General features: G+C 41.2%; 24 protein-coding genes. 2 read left to right on the top strand and 22 right to left on the bottom strand.

The features are described from left to right. Positions 1 to 5: 5 nt before the first annotated feature. Together VK097_RS08440 and VK097_RS08435 are read right to left on the bottom strand one after the other, a co-directional pair. A complete protein-coding gene (locus VK097_RS08440) occupies positions 6 to 1,100 on the bottom strand; it encodes a Leu/Phe/Val dehydrogenase (protein ID WP_324211396.1) in 1,095 nt (364 codons plus the stop codon). 169 nt (positions 1,101 to 1,269) lie between these two features. Beyond that, complete coding sequence (locus VK097_RS08435; RefSeq protein WP_324211368.1) at positions 1,270 to 3,342, bottom strand: sigma 54-interacting transcriptional regulator; 2,073 nt, start codon at positions 3,340 to 3,342, stop codon at positions 1,270 to 1,272. Positions 3,343 to 3,573: 231 nt separating this feature from the next. Here VK097_RS08435 and VK097_RS08430 point away from each other — a divergent pair, with 231 nt between their 5' ends. Beyond that, positions 3,574 to 3,804, top strand: coding sequence for a DUF2627 family protein (locus VK097_RS08430; RefSeq protein WP_324211367.1), 231 nt, complete (start codon positions 3,574 to 3,576; stop codon positions 3,802 to 3,804). 46 nt (positions 3,805 to 3,850) lie between these two features. Further along, complete coding sequence (locus VK097_RS08425; protein ID WP_324211366.1) at positions 3,851 to 5,197, top strand: aspartate kinase; 1,347 nt, start codon at positions 3,851 to 3,853, stop codon at positions 5,195 to 5,197. Positions 5,198 to 5,243: 46 nt separating this feature from the next. Here the strand turns inward: VK097_RS08425 and spo0A are convergent, their stop codons facing one another. The 20 genes from spo0A to spoIIIAC all read right to left on the bottom strand — a co-directional run bounded on the left by spo0A (position 5,244) and on the right by spoIIIAC (position 22,824). Continuing rightward, positions 5,244 to 6,026: a sporulation transcription factor Spo0A gene (gene spo0A, locus VK097_RS08420; RefSeq protein ID WP_324211365.1), complete on the bottom strand. Its 783-nt coding sequence runs from the start codon at positions 6,024 to 6,026 to the stop codon at positions 5,244 to 5,246. A 260-nt stretch (positions 6,027 to 6,286) separates the two neighbouring features. After that, on the bottom strand, positions 6,287 to 7,579 hold the full coding sequence (gene spoIVB / locus VK097_RS08415) for a SpoIVB peptidase (RefSeq protein WP_324211395.1): 1,293 nt from the start codon (positions 7,577 to 7,579) through the stop codon (positions 6,287 to 6,289). 364 nt (positions 7,580 to 7,943) lie between these two features. Continuing rightward, positions 7,944 to 9,653 carry a DNA repair protein RecN gene (recN, locus tag VK097_RS08410; RefSeq protein WP_324211364.1) on the bottom strand — a complete coding sequence of 570 codons (1,710 nt, stop codon included), beginning with the start codon at positions 9,651 to 9,653 and terminating at the stop codon, positions 7,944 to 7,946. 16 nt (positions 9,654 to 9,669) lie between these two features. Next, positions 9,670 to 10,119: a transcriptional regulator AhrC/ArgR gene (ahrC, locus tag VK097_RS08405; protein ID WP_324211363.1), complete on the bottom strand. Its 450-nt coding sequence runs from the start codon at positions 10,117 to 10,119 to the stop codon at positions 9,670 to 9,672. Positions 10,120 to 10,136: 17 nt separating this feature from the next. Beyond that, positions 10,137 to 10,949, bottom strand: coding sequence for a TlyA family RNA methyltransferase (locus tag VK097_RS08400; RefSeq protein ID WP_414672169.1), 813 nt, complete (start codon positions 10,947 to 10,949; stop codon positions 10,137 to 10,139). Positions 10,950 to 10,995: 46 nt separating this feature from the next. Continuing rightward, positions 10,996 to 11,589, bottom strand: coding sequence for a hypothetical protein (locus VK097_RS08395; RefSeq protein WP_324211361.1), 594 nt, complete (start codon positions 11,587 to 11,589; stop codon positions 10,996 to 10,998). Positions 11,590 to 12,262: 673 nt separating this feature from the next. After that, a complete protein-coding gene (locus tag VK097_RS08390) occupies positions 12,263 to 13,153 on the bottom strand; it encodes a polyprenyl synthetase family protein (RefSeq protein WP_324211360.1) in 891 nt (296 codons plus the stop codon). Continuing rightward, positions 13,150 to 13,383 carry an exodeoxyribonuclease VII small subunit gene (locus VK097_RS08385; protein ID WP_324211359.1) on the bottom strand — a complete coding sequence of 78 codons (234 nt, stop codon included), beginning with the start codon at positions 13,381 to 13,383 and terminating at the stop codon, positions 13,150 to 13,152. The genes VK097_RS08390 and VK097_RS08385 overlap by 4 nt, the downstream gene beginning before the upstream one ends. After that, complete coding sequence (gene xseA / locus VK097_RS08380) at positions 13,367 to 14,725, bottom strand: exodeoxyribonuclease VII large subunit (protein ID WP_324211358.1); 1,359 nt, start codon at positions 14,723 to 14,725, stop codon at positions 13,367 to 13,369. Before xseA ends, VK097_RS08385 begins: the two co-directional genes overlap by 17 nt. Beyond that, complete coding sequence (folD, locus tag VK097_RS08375; protein WP_324211357.1) at positions 14,715 to 15,575, bottom strand: bifunctional methylenetetrahydrofolate dehydrogenase/methenyltetrahydrofolate cyclohydrolase FolD; 861 nt, start codon at positions 15,573 to 15,575, stop codon at positions 14,715 to 14,717. The genes xseA and folD overlap by 11 nt, the downstream gene beginning before the upstream one ends. Positions 15,576 to 15,617: 42 nt before the next feature. After that, positions 15,618 to 15,998 (bottom strand): transcription antitermination factor NusB, encoded by a 381-nt coding sequence (gene nusB / locus VK097_RS08370; RefSeq protein ID WP_324211356.1) that lies wholly within the window; start codon positions 15,996 to 15,998, stop codon positions 15,618 to 15,620. Between the two features lie 331 nt (positions 15,999 to 16,329). Then, positions 16,330 to 16,716 carry an Asp23/Gls24 family envelope stress response protein gene (locus tag VK097_RS08365; RefSeq protein WP_324211355.1) on the bottom strand — a complete coding sequence of 129 codons (387 nt, stop codon included), beginning with the start codon at positions 16,714 to 16,716 and terminating at the stop codon, positions 16,330 to 16,332. A gap of 2 nt (positions 16,717 to 16,718) precedes the next feature. Beyond that, on the bottom strand, positions 16,719 to 18,077 hold the full coding sequence (accC, locus tag VK097_RS08360; RefSeq protein WP_324211354.1) for an acetyl-CoA carboxylase biotin carboxylase subunit: 1,359 nt from the start codon (positions 18,075 to 18,077) through the stop codon (positions 16,719 to 16,721). 13 nt (positions 18,078 to 18,090) lie between these two features. Then, positions 18,091 to 18,594, bottom strand: a complete 504-nt coding sequence (gene accB, locus VK097_RS08355; protein ID WP_324211353.1) for an acetyl-CoA carboxylase biotin carboxyl carrier protein — start codon at positions 18,592 to 18,594, stop codon at positions 18,091 to 18,093. Between the two features lie 549 nt (positions 18,595 to 19,143). Continuing rightward, positions 19,144 to 19,719 carry a SpoIIIAH-like family protein gene (locus VK097_RS08350; RefSeq protein ID WP_324211352.1) on the bottom strand — a complete coding sequence of 192 codons (576 nt, stop codon included), beginning with the start codon at positions 19,717 to 19,719 and terminating at the stop codon, positions 19,144 to 19,146. Positions 19,720 to 19,731: 12 nt separating this feature from the next. Continuing rightward, positions 19,732 to 20,367, bottom strand: coding sequence for a stage III sporulation protein AG (spoIIIAG, locus tag VK097_RS08345; RefSeq protein WP_324211351.1), 636 nt, complete (start codon positions 20,365 to 20,367; stop codon positions 19,732 to 19,734). Beyond that, on the bottom strand, positions 20,364 to 20,996 hold the full coding sequence (spoIIIAF, locus tag VK097_RS08340) for a stage III sporulation protein AF (RefSeq protein ID WP_324211350.1): 633 nt from the start codon (positions 20,994 to 20,996) through the stop codon (positions 20,364 to 20,366). Before spoIIIAF ends, spoIIIAG begins: the two co-directional genes overlap by 4 nt. Before the next feature lie 10 nt (positions 20,997 to 21,006). Then, positions 21,007 to 22,200 (bottom strand): stage III sporulation protein AE, encoded by a 1,194-nt coding sequence (gene spoIIIAE, locus VK097_RS08335; protein ID WP_324211349.1) that lies wholly within the window; start codon positions 22,198 to 22,200, stop codon positions 21,007 to 21,009. An 18-nt stretch (positions 22,201 to 22,218) separates the two neighbouring features. Further along, positions 22,219 to 22,611: a stage III sporulation protein AD gene (gene spoIIIAD / locus VK097_RS08330; protein ID WP_324211348.1), complete on the bottom strand. Its 393-nt coding sequence runs from the start codon at positions 22,609 to 22,611 to the stop codon at positions 22,219 to 22,221. 6 nt (positions 22,612 to 22,617) lie between these two features. Next, positions 22,618 to 22,824, bottom strand: coding sequence for a stage III sporulation protein AC (gene spoIIIAC, locus VK097_RS08325; protein ID WP_010530955.1), 207 nt, complete (start codon positions 22,822 to 22,824; stop codon positions 22,618 to 22,620). Positions 22,825 to 22,836: the final 12 nt, after the last annotated feature.

The raw sequence follows: 22,836 nt of genomic DNA, 5'->3' as shown, positions 1-22,836 counted from the left end.
CCACGTTATCGTCTGCTTAGTATGTGATGGCCATTTCTTAAAAATTGGCTGCGTGATGCCTGAAGCGAACGGATCCGTTCTTCGGCCAAACGGTCGGCGGCGGCGGATGTCGGGATTTGATCCCTCCGTGAAATTTCAAAAACCTTTGTCAGATTATCATATATTGTTTCCACTTTTTTCATTGCTCTTTTTTGGTTATAGCCATCTAGTTCATCTGAAACGTTAATGACACCGCCTGAATTGATGACGTAATCCGGTGCATAAACAATCCCCATCTCATGGAGCATATCCCCATGTTCCGTTGTTTTAAGCTGGTTATTTGCAGAACCGGCAACAACTTTAGCTTTCAGTTGTGGAATGGTTTCATCATTTATAGTGGCACCAAGTGCGCATGGTGCATATATATCACAATCGACACTATAAATTTCATCAGGTCCGACTGCTTTGGCTCCAAAAGTATCCACAGCACGTTTAACCGCATCTTCATTGATGTCTGTGACAATTAAATTGGCACCCTCTTCATGCAATTGCTCACACAATGCGTAAGCCACGTTGCCGATACCCTGTACAGCAACCGTTTTTCCTTCCATTGAAGCATCACCGAACGCTTCCATAGCAGCTGCCTTCATGCCTTTATAAATACCGTAACCGGTCATTGGTGACGGGTTGCCTGATGAACCTGATTCTGGTGAGGTACCGGTGACAAAGTCTGTTTCCATATGAATCAGGTCCATATCATGAACAGTCGTTCCAACATCTTCTGCTGTAATATATCTTCCGTTCAGGCTTTGAATATATCTTCCGAAGGCCCGGAACATTTCAGGGTTTTTATCTTTTTTTGGATCACCGATAATAACTGTTTTTCCGCCCCCAAGATTGAGTCCCGCAGCAGCATTTTTATAAGTCATACCTTTTGCCAGCCTCAGAGCATCCTCTATTGCATCAGCTTCTGAATCATAAGTCCACATTCGGGTTCCACCGAGAGCAGGGCCGAGAGTTGTGTCATGGATTGCAATAATCGCTTTTAATCCTGAGTTTTTATCCTGGCAAAACACCAGCTGTTCATAATCATACTCTTCCATATAGCTAAAAATTTCCATCATTAATACCCCCTAAATATTTGTCAATCATACCTGCTGGCCAATATTATTCTAAATGTGATTGTATCTGGCTGAAACCACCCCATACTTATAGTGCAAAAAACGTGCCAACTTTCTATGTTTGAAAGCGCTTTACTGATGGCGGTTTATATTGTGCATTATATTGCATTCATGAATATTTTTGCATGTTGTTTTTTTCAATTTTATACTTTTCAAGCTTATAGTAAAGGTTCCGTATCGATATATTTAGATGTTTAGCGGTTTGAGTTTTATTATTATTGAACGCTTGCAGCACTTCTGAAATATATTGTTTTTCATACGCTTCCATAGCGTTTTGCAATGTTTTATTTTTTTCCGTTCCCCATTTCAACCTCTGGGATGAATCTGCAGACGGCATCAGTTCCGGGATATGTTCTTTTTTTATCACTTCTTCACTCATGCCGATATAAATCATGGCCCGTCCAACAATATTTTCCAGTTCACGGACATTCCCGGGCCAATGATAATCTTTCAAATAAGCAATTGCGTGAGCATCAATTGATTTAACATCTCTTCCATAATCCTGATTAATCTTTTGAATAAGATAGTCAATGATCTCCGGCAAATCCCCTATCCGTTCCTTCAGTGCCGGGATATATATCGGGAGTCGGTTTAGACGATAATATAAATCTTCCCGGAAAGTTTTGTTCATAATGGCTTTCTCAAGGTTAATATTGGTTGCTGTAATCACCCGGACATCGATAGCTACGGGAGATGTTCCGCCGACACGGACTATTTCCCCCTCCTGAAGCACCCGGAGCAATTTTGCCTGCATGTGAAGTGACAGCTCGGCAATTTCATCCAGAAAAACACTTCCCTTGTTTGCCCCTTCAAACAATCCTTTTTTGCCGCCTTGTTTTGCACCGGTGAAAGCACCTTCCTCATAACCGAATAACTCGCTTTCCAGTATACTTTCAGCAATGGCAGCACAATTCACACGTATAAATTTGTTATGCTTGCGGTCGCTTTCATTATGAATGGCATGTGCAAACAATTCTTTTCCTGTACCAGATTCACCGCGCAATAGAACCGTTGCAGGGGTTTTAGCCCCGACTTTGGCCTGTTCAAGTGCTATCTGCATTTCTGACGAAGAACCGATAATGTCATCAAATGTATATTTTGCTTCAAGATTACGGATAATCTGCCGCGCACGTTTCAGCTCGCTTGTTAATGATTGAATCTCTGATACATCATGTAATACGCCTACACTTCCCTTTATTTTTCCATCTACAATAACAGGGGCCACGTTTACCAGTACATCTTTTTTGCCAGGGCCGACTTTCATATGGACCCTGCGAACAGCACGGCGGGTTTGCAACACCTTCATATGCATGCTCTCGCCTTCTGATATGTCTGCACTGGCAGGTTTTCCAATAATGTCTGATTCGCTGAGACCGGTAAGGCGCGTATATGCAGGATTAATCATGAGTCCGTTTCCATTCTCATCCACAACTGATATCGCTTCGTCGGACGACTGGATAATTGCTTCGAGCAATGTTTTTATTTCCTTGAGATCGGTTATTTCTTCCGCAAGATTCATCACTTCGGTAATATCCTTAAAAACGGCAAAAGCGCCAAGCACTTGTTCTTCTGCATTAATAATCGGTATTCGGGTTGTGATAACTTTCTTGCCGTTTTCCAGAATGAGACGCTGATTGACTTCTTTTCGCCGGCTTCGCAATACGTTAGGAAGTCTTGTGTCGGCAATAACATTCTTAATATCGCTGCCACTGAATTGTTCCTTGTCAATTCCAACAATCCGCTCGGCGCTTTTGTTGACAAACTGGACAACTTCCTGATCATTCACAACAATCATACCATCATGGATATTATTCAGAATTAACTCCTGGTTATTCGCTTCAAGCTTCAATCGCTCCAACAACGATTCTTTTTCATCCATCAACTCTGCAATGATGTAAGCAACACTTCCGGGAATGACGACTGTTTTGCCGCTTCGCTTATCAAGCAATTCCGCCAACACATCATCATCACCAGTAGCTTCCACGATGATATCGATATTATCGTCAATCCAATTGTCATAGCTGGTGCCGGCAGGAATGCCATAATCTCCGGCAATTTTTAAACCTTTAGCCTCCGGGTTGATATCTGCGATGCCCACAATATTCATTTTCTCCGTATTATGTAAAATTTCCAGTAAGGCACTTCCGCCTTTACCTGCTCCCACAATCAGGACACGTTTCATGTCATCCCGCCTCTGCAATAATTTGCATAATTCAAGGATACGTCAATGTGCATTTATTAGCAAGTCTCTTTTAGAAAAAATTGTTATTTTGAAGACATTGACATTTATGTGCGCAGCCCGAGCGTTAAATTAAGCGTATTAATATGCAAATGTTTGATATGTGTTCATATTTTCTTTCAATTTTGCTATACTTAAAAGAGCCTGTTTTACATAAAGGGGAAGACCACATTCATGATTCGCATTATTGCAGTGCTGATACTGCTTATACCTGGACTTATATCTGCTTATGGCATTAAACTGATGCGAGATACACTGTTTAATGATTTTTACCCTGTTTTTCTTCATATAAGCATCCAGTTTATTGCTGGATTTCTTTTATTTCTTGGCGGTCTTGCATTTATTACCGGATTTATTGTGTACCGTGATAGAAAGAATCAAAAGAACAAACGAAAACGTAAATGATGGAAGATGATGATTTTAAAACAATTTACCATTGGAGAGGTGTCGCATGAAAGTTGTAAAATTCGGGGGAAGTTCTGTTGCTAATGATGTACAGATTAAAAAAGCCGGTTCAATCATCGAGGATGATACCGACCGGAAATTTATCGTTGTGTCAGCACCGGGAAAACGGTTTGAAGATGATGTCAAGATAACCGATCTCTTGATTGAGTTAAGCGAACTGGTACTCAATAACAAATCCTATGAAAAAAAGTTCAAGGAAATAATGGAAAGATTTTCGGAAATTGTCAATAAGCTTGAACTTCCGCAGTCGATTCTCGCTGACATTGAACAGTCGATCCAAAACACATTAAACAATAATGCGGGAGACCGGATCAAAGCAGATGGACTGAAATCAATCGGTGAGGACAGCAGCGCAAAAATAGTGAGTGAATATCTAAAAACAATGGGGCTGAATGCTCATTATGTTAATCCGAAAGATGCGGGAATTATTGTCAGCAATGAACCCGGAAATGCACAGGTGCTGCCTGAAAGCTTCGCTAAATTGTACGAGATGCGTAAGCAGGACGGGATTTTAGTCATACCCGGATTTTTCGGATTCACAAAAGATGGCGGGTTAATGACTTTTTCCAGAGGCGGCTCAGACATCACCGGATCCATTGTTTCTGCAGGAGTTCAGGCGGACTTGTATGAGAATTTCACGGATGTTGATTCAGTATATGCCGTCAACCCGACAATCGTCAGCAATCCTGAAAAAATAACGACCTTGACATATAAGGAAATGCGTGAATTATCATATTCCGGTTTCGGTGTATTTCATGACGAGGCACTTATGCCTGCGTTTCAAGCGGAAATACCGGTGTGCATCAAAAACACCAACAATCCGGCCAGTCCCGGTACGATGATTGTTTCTGACAAAGATCCTCATACCAGATGTGTCGTCGGAATTGCCAGTGATACAGGATTTTCCAATTTATACGTGAGTAAATATCTTATGAACCGGGAAATCGGTTTTGGACGTAGATTGTTGCAAATTCTGGAGGATGAGGAAATTTCCTTCGAGCATGCTCCTTCCGGAATTGATAATATGTCCGTTATTATTCGGGACAGTCAGTTGACCGCTGAAAAAGAAATTAATGTGATAAATCGAATTAAAAGCGAGTTAAACCCTGAAACCATTTCAATCGATTACGGTTTCGCCATGATTATGGTTGTCGGAGAGGGTATGATGAGCGCAGTTGGCATTGCTGAAAAATCAGCAGCGGCATTCGCTGAAGCCAATATAAGTATCGAGATGATTAACCAGGGATCTTCAGAGGTATCCGTAATGTTCGGTATCCGGAAAGATAAACTCGATTTAGCCGTCAGGTCACTTTACCAAAAATTCTTTGGCTAATAAAAACTGTATGCGGGCATCCGCATACAGTTTTTTTATATGATATTTAACTCGCCTTATGTTCAAGCCGTAAACGGTCAGCGACCATAGCGATGAACTCGGAGTTGGTCGGCTTGGCTTTTGAAATATTAACCGTATAACCGAACAGTGCTGAAATTGATTCAACATTTCCGCGGCTCCAGGCAACTTCAATCGCATGACGTATCGCCCGCTCTACCCGTGATGCTGTTGTATTATACTTCTTGGCAATATCAGGATATAAGACTTTGGTAATCGATCCCAGAAGTTCAATATCATTGTAAACCATCGTAATCGCTTCCCTTAAATACATGTAACCCTTTATATGTGCAGGGACGCCAATTTCATGTATGATATTTGTGATATTTGCCTCTAAATCTTTTTTCTTGCGCTCTTTGCCGCTGGACTTCTTCGATGATGTCTGCTTTGCAGTATCGGTACCCTCTACCTGACGGATCTGCTCCGCCAAATTGTCCAATTCAAATGGTTTCAAAATAAAGTATGATGCCCCTAAATCCACTGCTTTCTTCATGACTTCTTCCTGGCCGAAAGCTGTCAGCATAATAACGTTTGGATCATGATCCCGTGCTTCACTGCGTATTGTATTCAATACACCAAGCCCATCAATATGCGGCATAATAATGTCCAAAACGAGTACGTCCGGTTCCAATTCTTCGAGCATATCCAAGCATTCCCGTCCATTGTAGGCTGTCCCTATAACCTCAATATCATCCTGCTCTCCGAAATACTCCTCCATTAATTGGACGAGTTCCCTGTTATCATCCACTAAACAAACTGAAATATTTCCCACAAAAGTTCCTCCTTTAATTCGAGCTTTCTCCACGTTATATATTCGACACAGGATTCAAATATCCTTCTTTTATTTAAAAAACTTTAATTTTTTTTTGATTTCCTTATTTTTATTCAAATTTACTTTAAATATCGATTATATTTGATAATTTTTGACAAGATAATTTCTTATTTGTCGAAAAATCTTTGTAGGTATTATAGCATAAACCAGATAAAAAATGACTTGCTATAGAAAAATTTTCCTATAACAAGTCATTTTTTTCAGCTGGCCTTGTCCTGATTTGTTTCCTCTTCTTTTACTTCTATTCCTGCCTCCTGAAGCATCCATTCAATATGAACACCGTAACCGCTTGTCGGATCATTCACAAATACATGTGTTACAGCACCAATTATTTTTCCGTTCTGGATTATTGGACTGCCGCTCATTCCCTGAACAATCCCGCCGGTTTCATTCAAAAGTTTTTCATCGGTTATTTGAATGACCATTCCCTTTTTTGCCGGAACTTTTTGTGGAACACTGCTTACAACTTTTACATCAAATTCCTCAACTTTCTCTCCATCGAGAACGGTTAAAATTTTTGCCGGTCCTTCTTTGACTTCATGTGACAATGCGATTGGCATTGGTTTGTCGTATTCGCCATTCGATATTGGTTTGTTCAATTGTCCGAAAACCCCAAACGGACTGTTTTTAGTAATGTTTCCAATCTTTTTGTCCTTAACTGAAAACTTCGCCTGCTTTTCACCGGGGGTGCCGTTATTACCTTTTTCAATCGAGGTGACATTCGAACGGACAATAGATCCGTTATGGATCTCAATTGGCTCCTGTGTGTCCATATCGGAAATGACATGACCAAGTGCCCCGTAGTTTTTGGTTTCGGGATCATAAAATGTCATGGTTCCAATACCCGCAGCCGAATCACGGATATACAGCCCAATTCGGTATTCTTCCTCTTTTTTGTCTTTTATCGGGGTCAATGTTGTTTCAATGGTTTCATCATCACGTTTGAGAGTAATATCCAATGATTTATCTTTTTTTCCGGCCTCTTTTACAAATGGTTTAACATCTTCCATTTCCTTAATCTTCTCGCCATTTATTTTTAAAATGACATCACCCACTTCAATATTTGCTTCCTCGCCCGGTGAAATCATTCCGTCTGTACCTTCAATTTGATGATGACCAACGACGAGCACTCCGAGTGTATGAAGCTGCACCCCAATTGATTGGCCTCCGGGAACAACTTTAATATCTTCCAGTACTGACACATCCACTTTCTTTATCGGAAGACCTGCAGCCTGATAAATCAGTTCACTATTCCCGGTTTCTTTCGCATAAAAATCTGTAGAATCAATTGCCTGCAGCGTCTTGTCCGGGGAAGCAACAGATACGTTTTCACCGATTGCAGGAACACTTATAGGTGCCGACGAGTCATCAAAAGCCACAATTTGATTAGGAATGGAAAGGTAATGGCTGACTGGTGCAATAAAAGGTACTGCCAAAACAGTTATGAGAAGCAGAATTCCTGTCAATAACCTGATTTTCCGATGATCTTTCACCCAATTCACTCTCCTCTTCCTAACCCCACACCATTTAATTTTCTCTCTCTGTATTTCTAATCTGACCGAACGGAACCTGTTTTAAACTGGTGAAAATCAAGAAAAGATGTGTAACATTTCCTGTGCAATAAATGCATATATGTAACGTGTTCAAAAAGGAGGATAAAAGGACCGGTGAGTTCTGGGCGGCACAGCTCCGAGCACAAGGAATGCTTCGCTGAATCCGCATCGCACACGGGCGTTAGTGTTTTCTTTTCCAAGGTTCGAGAAACACAAGGAAATATGATAGGTCATTTTACCGGACTTTTGAACGACCTATAATAAAAAAAGCCAGATATTATAGCTTCTGGCTTTTTGCAATACTTTATCCATGATTTTTTTTATAATTATCGGCTAATTCGAGCATTTCCGTGGCGTGATCTTTTGCGGTATCCGTTAATTTGGCACCAGTAATCATGCGACCTAATTCATCGATTTTTTCGCTTTTGGATAATTCCTTGACAACCGTTGAACTGCGGTTATTTTTTGCCTGTTTCTGAATTAATTTATGTGTATCAGCCATAGCTGCCACTTGCGGCAGGTGCGTGATACACAAAACTTGTGACTGACCGGAAATCTGCTGAATCTTTTCAGCAATTGCCTGAGCCACTCGGCCGCTGACACCGGTATCCACCTCATCAAAGATGACACTCGTTATTCCCTGATGCCTTGCGAAGATTTCTTTTAATGCAAGCATAATCCGTGAGAGCTCACCGCCCGAAGCAACTTTATGCAGCGGCTTCAGCGGCTCACCGGGATTTGTTGCTATCTGAAACTGAATATAATCAAATCCATTGTGATGCAGGTTTGTCCGTTCTCCCTGATTTATCTTAGTATCAAAGGAAACTGAAAAAGATGTTTTTTCCAGATAAAGGTCCTTTAATTCCTGATGGATATTTTTCGTTAAAGCCTGAGCAGCTTTTTCGCGCAGATCATGCAGCTGTTTTGCTTCCAGATAGGTATCCTCGTACGTTTCTTTAATTTGTTCATCCAGGTTTGTCAAGTGTGAATCTTTATCTGTAATCTGTTCGATTTCTTCTTCAATTTTTCCAAGATATTCTAAAATTTCATTGACTGTTGAGCCATATTTTTTCTTTAATCGGCTGATCTCATTCAACCTTGATTCAATCTCATTCAGGCGCTGCGGGTCATATTCCAAAGTATCTGCATAGCTTCGCAGCTCATACATCAGTTCTTCAATTAAAAAATAATGATTCGACATCTTTTCGGCTTTTTCGTTAAGGAACGAATCATATTCTTTGCTGTTCTGAAGTGATTGATTGGCCATATTCAGCCATTCAAGTCCTTTTTGTTCACCATAAAGTGCGTAATAAGCATCCTGCAAACCATTATAAATACGCTCAAAATTGGCCAATTGACTGCGTTCTTCTTCCAGCTCGTCATCTTCATTCGGAACCAGGTTGGCTTGTTCAATTTCGTTGTGCTGGAAATTTAATAAATCAAGACGCTGCGATATCTCCTGTTCATTTTCACTTAATTCCCTGTATCGCTTTTGTAATGCAGTAAGTTTTTCATATAAGTGTACGTATTCCTGTTTCGCATTTGCTATACGCTCCTTATCATACAAATCCAATAACTGTATATGATTATCCGGATCCAATAATGACTGGGTTTCATGCTGGCTGTGGACATCAATCAACTGCTTGCCGAATTCTTTAAGAATTGCCAGCGTGACTAATTTGCCATTTACCCTGCAAATACTCTTTCCGCCGGATGTTATTGTACGGTGCAGCACAACCATTCCATCCTGCACTTCAATTCCATATTGATTTGCTGTCTCATATATTTGATGTTTGTTCGTATCTAAAATAAACAGACCTTCCATTTGTGCTTTGTTTGCACCATGCCTCACATATTCGACTGAACCGCGTCCGCCGGCCAGGAGTTGAACGGCATCAATAATAATCGATTTACCCGCACCTGTTTCACCGGTCAAAACCGTAAGACCTTCATTGAAAGTGATGGAGATTTTATTAATAATAGCAAAATCCTGGATCGATAATTCTGTCAGCACATTTGTCACCCCACGATTAAAGCATACCCAGGAAACGCTGCTCAATAACAGCTGAATCATTTTCAGTCCTGCAAATAATCAGACATGTATCATCACCGCATATGGTGCCCATGATTTCATCCCACTCCAGGTTATCAATCAGCACACCAATCGCGTGGGCATTGCCCGGCAATGTTTTTAAAACAATAAAATGGCTGGTATGCTCAATCTTTACAAAAGCATCTCTAATTAAGCGCTTCAATTTTTCTAGCGGATTAAACCGCTGATCCGCAGGCAAACTGTATTTATAATGGCCGCTGGACGAAGGTACCTTTACAAGATGCAGCTCCTTGATATCACGTGAAACTGTCGCTTGCGTGACATTATAGCCCCGTGATTTCAGCTCATCGACAAGCTCGTCCTGTGTATCTATTTCATTTTCTGTTATCAGTTCGCGTATTTTAATATGGCGTTGAATTTTACTCATAAAATGCCTCCAGAACTTCACTTAAACGTTTGGTGGGCTTTTTTCACTAAATCCTGTAATCCGGCATCGCTATTATTGAATTCTGCCTGATCTGTCTTCCAGCCCAAATGTGTCAAAAATTCAATATTGCCGTCGCCGCCTGTAATCGGTGAGTATGTCAGGTCAAGCAATTGATACCCCTGCCGGCGGGCAAATGTTACAGTCTCCTTCAGTACATTTAAATGTACAGCTTTATCACGGATAATCCCTTTGCTGCCAACCTGATCACGCCCTGCTTCAAACTGGGGTTTTATTAAAGCAATTACATCGCTCCCGCTGTTAAGCAGCTGATTCAGAACTGGCAATATGAGTCTAAGGGAAATAAACGATACATCAATTGTCGCAAAATCCGGCCAGCCATGCTGAATCATATCAGGTGTAACATAGCGGAAATTTGTCCGTTCCATCACGACTACCCGATCGTCATTTCGCAATTTCCAATCGAGCTGATTATAACCGACATCGATCGCATAACAAAGCCGTGCACCATGCTGCAGTGCACAATCGGTAAAACCACCTGTGGATGAACCAACATCCATCATAATCCGATTTTTGACATTTATAGAAAAATCAGCCAGTGCCTTTTCGAGTTTCAAACCGCCACGGCCGACATATGGTAATAATTTTCCTTTGACGTGCAATGGAATGGATTCATCGACTTTAACACCCGGCTTGTCAAGGCGCTCCTGTTCGCTGAAAACTAGACCTGCCATGACCATCCGTTTCGCTTTTTCTCTGGTATCTGCCAAATCCCGTTCCACCAGCAGAACGTCCAAACGTTTTTTTGTCATCATTTAAATCCTTTATTGTTAAGTTTTTATCGAATATGATCAGGTTTTATTTTTTAGCTTCTTTCGTTCCGTTGGGGATCAAACGAATTTTAAAGTTCTTTTCAATAAATGCAACTGCTTTTCCGGCAAAAAAAATGATTTTTGTTGATGCGTTCATGGCTGTGTACTTACCAACGGCTTTACCGCCGACTGTTAAAGCCGCAACAAGACTTGTCAGAACAACGGATAACGTAATTTGAAAAGCGGACCCCTCACCGCTGCCGGCTATATTGGATATCTGCAATACGACAGTTGCTGATGCTGTACCACTGACAACACCGGATATGTCTCCAATAACATCATTGCAAAAACTGGCAAATTTGTCAGCGTTACGGATAATATTAACAGCCTCTTTTGCACCGGTTACTTTTTCGGCTGCCATTGCATGAAATGGTTTTTCGACAGCCGCAGTTGCAGCTATTCCCATCATATCAAAAATGACACCTATAAATACTATGACAAAAACAATAAGTAATCCGATTATCCAGATAACATTGCTGAGGACAGATTCGGAAACAACTGAAAAAATAGCCGCTAGCACGAACGTGATAACGGCAATAGTAACACTGAATTTTAAGGATTTTTTCATTTGCGGATTCATTTTAACCCCTATTAAAAAAGATATGTATGAGCAGGAATGGTCATTTAAAAGGTAAAAACTGCGGCTTAGGTCCAGTAGGTTTTCCCAAGCGGATACCCAATGTTGCCATAGGGGCGGTTCCCCTTTAAATCCGCCTCGACACCGTTTCCGAATGCCGGACTGGATTGCCACTTAGTCCGCACTATAATGCCCTTTAAACGTCAATGAACAGTCTAGGAGTTTTCCTCGGCAGCCTTTAACCGCCCCCTATCCTCTTTTGCAGGGATGATTTCATAGAGACACCAAAACAATCCAATGGCCATTTGGACTGCATTAAACTCTAATTCCCTCATCACCACTCAAGGCAGGCTACGCTGTAAATAAGGTCACCCTCACCCTATTACACAGGTTCATACCCCATTCCATAATGCAACCTAGGCTTAGATTACACGACAGATATGGGCCTCCACGGTAATCGGGTCAACGCCCACATGCCTTTGCGGATCGCCCGAAAACCTTAACTCCCAGCACCGACCCAAGGCTGGGCGCCTCAAGCCGGCACAAGGAACTTCATCGATATGCCCTTTAGCGGATTTTTAGGCCCGCCTTCAGGAACGGAGGGCTGACTAGAATACTGCACCATTCCTCTTATAATTTAATTATAACATATCATTTTAAATTATACTATTAAAAGTTAGTGGTCACGATTACTTAAATAGTCAACAAGTGCCATCAGATAAGATGCATCGGCATTTGCTTCAGACAGTTCCTTCTTTGCTTTGCTTACATAGTATTCTTTCTTTTCAACTGCCCCGTCAATATCCAAAAGTTTAACATAAGTATTTTTTTCATTTGTCTCGTCACTGCCAACTGGTTTACCGATTTTTTCAGCATCTCCGGTTACATCCAATATGTCATCCTGAATCTGAAAAATGAGGCCGAGAAAATGGGCGAATTTATCCAAATGAGCAATTTGTTCGCGGGTTGCCTCTCCCAGATATGCTCCTGATCGAATCGCAAAACGGAATAATTCGCCTGTTTTGAGTGCATGAATTGTTTCCAGCTCTTCCAGAGTCACAGCTTTTTTCTCCGCTTCCATATCGAGAATCTGTCCGGCTACCATACCTTTTGGACCGCTTGCTTTCGAAAACAGCTGAATGAGCTGTACCTTTTGGTTATCTGTTAAATAAACGTCATTTGCAATCAGTTCAAAACTGAAAGTCAATAACGCATCACCAGCCAAAATAGCGGTTGCTTCATCAAACTTTATATGATTTGTCGGGTGCCCACGCCGCACATCGTCATCATCCATTGCCGGCAAATCATCATGAATCAGGGAATACGTATGAATCAATTCCAATGCAACGGCCGAAGAAAGCACTTTACTGACATCATCGCTGTAAGCGTTAAAGCTTGCTATTAAAAGTATCGGCCTTAACCGCTTTCCTCCTGCTTCCGCAGAGTAGATCATCGAATTCTTCAGCTGTTCCGGTATATCCAGCTGATGCAAATGATGCGTAAGTTCCTGTTGAATCTTTTCCCTGTTTGTATTGATGAAGTGATTAAGTTCATGCTGCACGATCATTCTTCCTCCTGTACTTCAAACGTTTCAAATTGCCCTTGCTCGTTCATGATTTTAGTCATCTGTTCTTGAACATTGGTTAACTTGTCACCGCACAATTTGGAAAGTTTCATCCCATCCTGGTAATACGAAATAGCTTTTTCCAGAGGAACATCCCCTTGTTCCAGTTTTTCCACGATTTTTTCCAGCTGCAGCATTGCCTCTTCAAATGAGAGGCTATTCTCCTCTTCCATTGCTCTCCTCCTTTATATCCAATATATGACAATTAAGTGTGCCATCCGCCAGTTTTACGGAAATTTGCTCTGCTTCAGATACTGATTTAACTGATTTGATCAAATCTCCTGTCGCAGAATAAGTTATGGCATAACCGCGTTTCATTGTTTCAAGCGGATTAAGCAGTGACAGTTTTTCAAGTGCTTTTTGCAGCCTGTCCGAATGTTGCTCCAAGTGACTAGTCATCAAATAAGTCATTTGTTTTGTGAGCTGCTTCAATTCTTTGTCTGTACGCTCAATTTGTTGTCTGGGGTGCAATGCTACCAGCCTTGAATTCAAATGTGTCAATGACTCATACTTTCGCTTCCATTCTAGCTGGTATGCTTTCCCAAGCCGCTCCATATATTTATCCAATTCCTGTTCTTTTTGTGTGATTAACTGCTCAGGATAACGAAAGGCATACGACTGTTTCATGCGGTTTAAATTTTGTTTTGAAGCCGTTAACTGATCTGTGATTACCCTTGTCAGCGAACGCCGCATGCCATTGATTTTATCTGCAAGATCCAGCTGGGATGGCACCGCGATTTCAGCTGCACCTGTAGGCGTAGGTGCTCGTACATCAGCAACAAAATCACTGATGGTAATATCGGTTTCATGGCCTACTGCAGATATTACTGGAATATGAGAATGAAAAATAGCATTCGCCACTGCCTCTTCATTAAAGCCCCAAAGTTCTTCTATTGAACCGCCGCCTCTTCCTACAATTAATACATCGCAATTTGTCTCTTCATTTGCTCTGCTAATGGCATCTGCAATTGAACCTGGGGCATTTTCACCCTGAACAAGCACCGGGATAATAGTCGTCTGTACAATAGGATATCTCCGCTTGATGGTTGTAATGATATCTCGCACAGCAGCCCCTGTAGGTGATGTGATCACACCGATATTTTCAGGGAATTTTGGAAGGCTTTTTTTATAATCCTCATTGAAGTAGCCTTGTTTATGCAGTTTTTCCTTTAACTGTTCAAATGCCAAATACAGCGAGCCGATTCCGTCCGGTTCCATTTGCTGAATGTACAGCTGATATTGGCCAAATTGTTCAAACACACCGATATCTCCGTGAATTAGCACGTTCATGCCATTCTCCGGTCTGAATTTCAATCTGCGGTTATTGCCTGCAAACATGACAGCCTGGATACGGGCACGATCGTCTTTGATTGTTAAATACATATGACCCCGGCTGTGGTGTTTAAAATTCGATATTTCGCCTTTCAGCCAGATGTTCTTTAAATGAGGGTCTGCTGAAAGTTTACGCTTTATGTATTTTGTCAGTGCTGTGACTGTTAAATATTTACCTTCCAATGCCAGACAGTCCTTTAGCAGCCTTAATTGTATTTTGCAGCAGCATCGTAATCGTCATTGGCCCTACCCCTTTTGGGACAGGCGTTATGTGAGATGCTTTTTCGGCTGCGGATGCAAAATCCACATCACCGCTAAGCTTACCGTCATCCATACGGTTGATGCCTACATCAATTATGACCGAGCCTTTTTTAATGTGCTCAGCACGAATCACATCCGGTTTTCCGATTGCAACAACCAGAATATCTGCGTTTTTGGTATAGTTTGTCATTTCTTTTGTTCTCGAGTGACAGTATGTAACTGTTGCATGTTCGTTCAGCAGCAATTGTCCCACCGGCTTGCCGACTATATTGCTTCGTCCAATGACAACCGCATGTTTACCCTCTATTTGGATGCCGTAAGAGTGCAGCATGGTTAAAATCCCAAACGGGGTGCACGGAAAAAACGTATCATCACCTGTCATCATTTTTCCAATGCTTATTGGGTGAAATCCGTCAACATCTTTATGAGGGCTTATCGCTTCGATAATATGCTGTTCATTTATATGATCCGGGAGCGGAAGTTGTACAAGGATGCCATGAACATGATCCTCATTATTAAGCATGTCGATTTTCTCAAGAAGCTCCCGTTCAGATACTGACGATGGCATTTCAATTATGTCGGAAGAGATACCTGTTTGGCCTGACGCTTTCTTTTTTCCGTTCACATAGGATTTCGATGCAGGATCATCTCCAATTATAATCACTGTCAAATGAGGCGTGATTCCTTTCTCTTTTAGCTGTGCCACTTCCTCCGCCATTTCACTCCGCAGTTTATGTGCAAGCTCTTTTCCATCAATTATCTGTGCCGTCATAACATCCATTCCCCTCTCTTTAAATAGGCAGACATTATCTATTTATGCTGCTATTTTTGATAACACGCCATTTACAAATTTTCCCGATTTCTCATCACCGTATAAATTAGCAAGTTCCACCGCTTCATTAATCGCCACATTTTGCGGTATGTCTTCTCTGAATTTGATCTCATAAACAGCGATACGCAATATTGTTTTTTCCACAGAGGCCACGCGATCCATTGACCATTTTTCCAGATGTTCAGCTATCCTTTGATCAATATTATATTTTTGGCCGGCCACTCCTTCAACAAGATCTTTTAAATAATCATCAGTCCCCAATGATTCAGGGTGATCGTTCATGGCCTGTTCGGGAGCTTTGTCATTCATATCCAGTTGAAATAATATTTGCATTGCTTTTTCTCTTGCCGCGTGCCTGTTCATCGTGTATAACTCCTTTGACTTGTATCTCACACAAATCATAACACGATTATAAACCGAAAAGCTAGAACAACCTGATTCCATTAATAACAAGAGCGCAAGCGCCCGTTAGCGCGTATGTGCTGGATTGCACCGCAGCAGATAAAGGAAACACGGTGACCGGAGGAAATCGATGTTAACTTATTGGACAGAGGTGAAGAAAGCAAACCAGCCGCTGGGCGCCGGAACCGGATATGACTCTTTCTATACAAATAAATTGGCAGAGCCAAAATATATATAACATTATATATAACAAAGAAAGGCCAAAAGAAATGACTCTTTTGACCTTCCATTTTTATTCGGTTTCTTCTGTATCTTCCATCTGAATTCCAACGACATGAACATTGATTTCATCAATTTCCAGCGCTGTCATATTTTTAAGTGTCTGCCGAATATTTTCCTGAAGCTGCTGCGCCACTTTAGGTATGGAGACGCCAAAATTTAAAACAACAAACAAGTCAATAAGGATACCGTTTTCAGTCAGATCGACTTTAACGCCTTTACCGTGTGATTTTTTCCCAAATCGTTCAACGACGCCTGTTGCAAAATTACCGCGCATTGAGGACACACCTTCCACTTCAGATGCCGCAATGCCAGTAATGACTTCAATCACTTCCGGAGCAATCTCGACTTTTCCTAGGTTCGAACCATCACTTACATTCAGCAAAGGCTGTTCGCTCATCTTCAATCATCCTTTTCTGTAATCGGATTTTCCTCAAGGAATTTTGTATTAAAGTCACCATTCACAAAAACAGCATGGTCCATTATCTGACGGTGAAATGGAATCGTTGTATCAACACCTTCAACAACAAACTCATCAAGTGAACGCTTCATCCTGTCAATGGTTTCTTTTCTCGTTTTTCCGTACGTAATCAATTTTGCGACCATTGAATCGTAAAAAGGCGGTATGCTGTAACCTGGGTAGGCACCCGAATCAACTCGCACTCCCAGTCCGCCCGGTGGCAGATACAAGTCAATTTTACCGGGGGACGGGATGAAATTTTTAAATGGGCTTTCAGCATTTATACGGCATTCCATAGCCCAGCCCTCGAACTCAATATTCTCCTGCCGAAATGGGAGTTTTTCGTTATTGGCAATGTTTATCTGTTCCTTAATTAAGTCAACACCGGTTACCATTTCAGTTACGGGGTGCTCTACCTGGATACGTGTATTCATTTCCATGAAATAAAATGATTGGCTTTTTCGGTCAAAGATAAATTCGATTGTGCCAGCGCCGACATAGTCAACTGCTTTGGCAGCTTTTACGGCGGATTCACCCATCTTCTCCCGTATATCAGGTGTTAAAGCAGGTGAAGGTGTTTCCTCTATTAATTTTTGAAGACGCCGCTGGATGGTACAATCCCTTTCTCCCAGGTGTACGACATTTCCGTGCTGATCGGCGAGAACCTGAATTTCCACATGCCGAAAATCTTCAATGAATTTTTCTAGGTAAACTCCTGGATTACCAAACGATTTTTCAGCTTCTTCCTGAGTCACACGTATGCCCTTAATCAGATCTTCCTCAGATTCGGCAACACGTATTCCTTTACCGCCCCCGCCGGCAGTTGCTTTTATGATAAGCGGATAGCCTATCTTTCCGGCAATCTGAATTGCTTCATCCTCACTTTCAATGACACCCTCAGACCCCGGTACAATCGGCACATCCGCCGCTTTCATCGTTTCCCTTGCAACGTCTTTGATCCCCATCTTTTGAATCGCTTCAGCAGGAGGCCCGACAAATGTGATATTACATGCTTTGCAAATCTCTGCGAAGTCAGCATTCTCAGCCAGAAATCCATAGCCGGGATGAATGGCATCAATATTTGTCAGTGTCGCAACACTCATGATGTTCGTAAAGTTTAAGTAACTGTCTTTACTGAGTGCAGGCCCTATGCAATAAGCTTCATCAGCCAGCTGAACATGTAATGCATCTTTATCTGCTTCAGAGTAAACAGCAACTGTTGTAATATCCATTTCTTTGCAGGCCCGTATGATGCGTACCGCTATTTCTCCTCTATTTGCAATCAGCAGTTTATTAATCACCCGCGACATCCCCCTATACTGTCTTTACTCTGAATAATGGTTGGCCGTATTCCACCAATTCACCATCTTCAACCAATAATTCCGTGATTTCACCGGATGTTTCAGCTTCAATTTCATTAAACAATTTCATAGCTTCTACAATACAAACAACTGTATCTGCTTCAACCGTTGATCCCTTTTTCACATATGTATCACTTTCAGGAGTCGGTTTAGCATAAAAGGTGCCGACCATAGGCGACACAATTTCCTTGTCTCCATGTGCAGCTTTTTCAGGAGCTGGTTCTTCTTTCGGTGTATTGTTTTCTTTTTGTTCTGTCTGAATCTCCGGCTCAGCAATCTTAACCGGCTCGGCAGGCTGTTCAGGTATTGCTGCTGTATCAGTGTTCACAGCAGCTGCCGAATTGTTGCCTGATTTTTTCATTGAAACCGTCGTACCGTCTGTTTCATAGGTAAATTCATCAATAGCTGATTGATCTACTAATTTAATCAGTTCACGTATTTCCTGTACTTTTAACATATCTGGCACTCCTTTGTTTACAAATTTATAACAGGAACTTATAATGCCTTTTAACATTTTACGATAAATTTAATCAAAACATCAACCTGTACTTTTGAATAGCCATTTACGTAAAACGTTTCCAACAAAGTCCATTATACCAATCTTCTTAAGTTTATGCGAATTTATACGGACAGAACAAAGGCTCGGGGCGCCCGTTTAGCGACGTACGGACTGCGCTCAGCGCTGCAGGTGGGTCGGCGTTGCCGCGCATTGCGGCGGTTTTAGCCGATCTGCTCCACTGGCTGCAGGAGATAAAGGAAACATGCCCCCTCATAGGGGGTATGCCGACGTTGGGCGCAAAGCCCGGGTTTAGTCGGCCTTCCTTGAACTTCTGAAATCGCTGTTGACTTATCGGACGGAGGTGAAGGAAGTCACGCTAGTCGCTGGGCGCTGGAGCCAGACGTGGCAATTTTTGATAAAGCATTCATAAAGCCAAAAATTTATACTTTCTTATATCATAAGAAAAACCGGGTGTTTAGAACCCGGTTTTATCGTGCATATGCCTGACTAGCCTTCAACTGACTGATGGATGACATCGACCGTTATTTCTCCAAATTCATCTTTTACCATCTGCATAATATTAACGACTTCGGAATTGCTTAATTGCTCTTTTTCCTTAACGTGAACATGAACTTTATCATCTTCATGACGGACAAGCACATCATTGTAGTCAGCTGCTGCCATAATGGAGTTTTCCAGGACCGATTCTTTGCTTGAGATCTCATCAAGCTGATTCATTTCGTCTCTGGCTTGGTTTTTTTCTTCCACACTTGCGGTACTTGAAGCAACGACATCATCCAACCGGTCTTTAGTCTCACTGCGCTCATCCTGAATTTCCATTCGAATCGTCGTAAATAACTGATCATCACCTACATTGGATATGTCATTCACATTGGCCTCTTTCCCACCTTTAGCTGATTTCCCATCCTCGGCATCCGAAGAAGCAGTTTCCTCCTGATTATTTTCATCCTTGTTGACATAAGCAAGATCTCCGCCATTTCCGGGTGATGTCATATAATAGACACTCAGTACAATCATTAAACTTAACATTGTTAAAAGCCATACTGTTTGTTTTTTTAACATGTTTACTCCCTCCTAATTTTTTGGCATTACAGAAACTCTGTGTGTCGGAACATCAAGCACGCGTGAAATTGCCTCTACTGCCCGCTTTTCAACCGTTGCATGATCGACTCCTTTCGCGACAACAAAGACACCTCTTACTTCTGGTTTGTCTGTACGGATAAGCAGCGGAACTTCTTTATCCCCCTGATTTACCAGGACAACCTGTGTTTCTTTTTGGCTGTCTTCGATGTCCCTGGTCCCGCCATTTGTATCCGATTCCTCCGTCACTTGCTGTCCGGTGATCAGATTTTTTTCATAAACTTTTACTTTGGTTGAATCAAGATTGACCATCACCTCTGCTTCTGAAATACCTTCTATTTTATTCAGCATGTTCTTGAGATCGTCTTCATAGCTCCCTTCTATTTCCTTTACATCTGACGTTTTGGATGATTTATTTGAAAATGTTTCATCTGTGCTCTGTTCTTTTGCATTTTCTGAAGGATCATAATTCATTGATGGAGCGTCATTTTCGTCACCGGATGAAAATACGTTGCCTATAATAAGCAGCAGTAGTCCAATTAGCCCTATTACAAAAATGTAGCCGGTCTTTTTGGAAACCTTGTCCGATGAATCTGACTGCCTTAATATTTTTTTAAAAAGATTTTTCAAGATGACCCTCCCTCCTCAAGAATGGTGATTTTCTCTTTGTCTACATCCCATACATTGTGCAACAGCTGCTTAATCCCGTCTGCATCGAAGTCTGATTCATCTTTTTGCGGTTCCTCTGTGTTAATGACTACATCGTCAACAGCATCCACTCCCCCCTTCCCCGGTTCGGATTCCTTCAATGTGACCTTAACCTCATCCAAATTTTCATTAAGATTTTCGTATGTAAGTTCAGTCTCCGAAGAAAAATGAAAATCGATATCCGCTATTTCTTTCCTGTACTTCTCCTGCAGGGGATTATTTGCTAATTCTTTTAACTGGACAGCCATTTGTTCTAAAATATATGCATGTTGTGAGGCTTGTATTTCACTTTTTTGCTTTTTCATTAAATTTTCTGCCTCACTTTTTTCAATCCGCTCCTGATTCATCTCTGTAAAAGACGCTTCCAGTGCTTGTCTTACATCCAAATCAAATAAATAAAAAACCGGTTTTAAAAAAATGAGGATCAGGATCAGCCCCATTGCTAATTTGACATATTTTTTCATAGAATTGACCGGTATAAGCAAGTCGACAACAGATGCCAGCAATAAAAATATAACGATTTGGGTAACCCAATTAATCAATAAATCCATTGTTCCACTCCTAACGCAGGAGAATCGTAATATTACTGGCAGCCACTAAAATGACAATTGCCAGAAAAAACATTAATGTCACAGCTAATAGGCAAGCCAAAATAAATACAATATACTTGCTGATTATTTCGAGTGTTGAAATGACAGGCCCATCACCTATTGGCTGCAGAATAGCAGCAGACAGCTTGTAGATGAGGGCAATGGCAAAAATCTTAAGCGCCGGAAATACGGCAATCAATACAACAATCATCACGCCTACAATCCCGACAGCATTTTTCAATAATAGAGATGCGCTTAATATAGTGTCAGTTGCATCGGTGAATGTCCTTCCGACTACCGGGATAAAATTACCAGTAATGAATTTGGTGGTTTTCATCGCCACACCATCCTGTACAGCACTTGTTGCCCCCTGTACCGACATAACCCCCAAAAAAATGGTTAAGAAGACACCCAAAGTTCCCATTCCAACTTGCTTAAACAAATTTGCCAGATTCGTAACTTTGTAGTTATCATTCAAACTGCTCACTATTAATAAAAGAGCAGCCAAAAATAATAAAGGTAGAATAAATCTTGAAACGAGCACTCCGCTCACGTTAATAAGGAATATAATAATCGGGTGGAAAAACGAAACTGTCATGACATTCCCCAAAGTCGCCATTATCCCGAGAACAAGCGGCAATAAAGCAATCATGAAACTGCTCATCATATCTATAGCGTCATTGGCATAGGATACCGCCAAATAAAAACTGTTTAAAACCAGGTAGATCAAGACAATGTAAACAACAAAATAAGCAATTTTACTAACAGCACTTTTTTCAAAAGCGGTGTGCATTGTTTGTAAAATCGTCGAAAACAATGTCAGCATCAGGAGTGTCCCTAATAGTTTCCCATTCAGGATCAGTTCATGGAGCAAATACTCAACAAGACCCCATAGTGTATCTTCAATCGAAAACGATCCATCCTCTTTAATAAATTCATAGATACTTGTTTTTTCCAGTTCAGGGACATATCCCCCATAATCATTTACGAGTGTTTTCCAATATGATTGAATCCCGTCAAGCGAAATATCATTCAGCAGCTGATTTTCGATATCATCCGGCCTCAATTCTTCTTGATTGTCCTCGGCAAAAACAGTTGCATGTCCCATAAGGAATAACAGCAGAATGAAAAAGACTATGAAGATTGCACGCTTATTTTGTATCACGCAGCCATTACCCCTTTCCTAAACCGCAGAAACGAAGCTTAATATAGCCTCGATCACGGCAGTAATAATCGGAACAGCCAGCAAGAGGATGAATATCTTTCCGGCAAGTTCGATCTTGGCTGCCACTGAGCTGAGCCCTGCATCCCTCGTGAGATTTGCTCCAAGTTCGGTAATATAAGCTATCCCAATGATTTTTAAAATCGTTGCCATATACATGCCATCAACATTTGCTTTATTTGCAAGTGACTCTATCATTTTGAAAATAATACCTATTTGTTGAATGATAGCCAAAAAAATCAGAATAGCTGTTGTAAGAACTAAAAAAAACGCAAAAGATGCATTGATTTCTTTCAGAATGATGTAAAGAATACTGGCAATGATTCCAATCACTACGATTTGTATGATATCCATTTATTACTACCCCTGGAAAAGGAATACGGATTTAATCTGCTGAAACAGATCGGAAAGGCCATTAACCACAATGACCAGTACAATAATAAAACCGACCAGTGTCGCAAATTGGGCTATTTCCTCTTTCCCCATTTGCTTTAATATCGTATGAATGAGTGCAACAATAATGCCAATGCCCGCAATTTGAAATAATATTGATGCATCAATAGCCATAGAAGTGCCCCT

Origin of the sequence: Lentibacillus sp. (assembly GCF_035301675.1) — a bacterium.
Classification (GTDB): domain Bacteria; phylum Bacillota; class Bacilli; order Bacillales; family Amphibacillaceae; genus Lentibacillus.
Note: the sequence above shows the minus strand (reverse complement) of the source record. Positions and strands in the feature narration are given on the sequence as shown.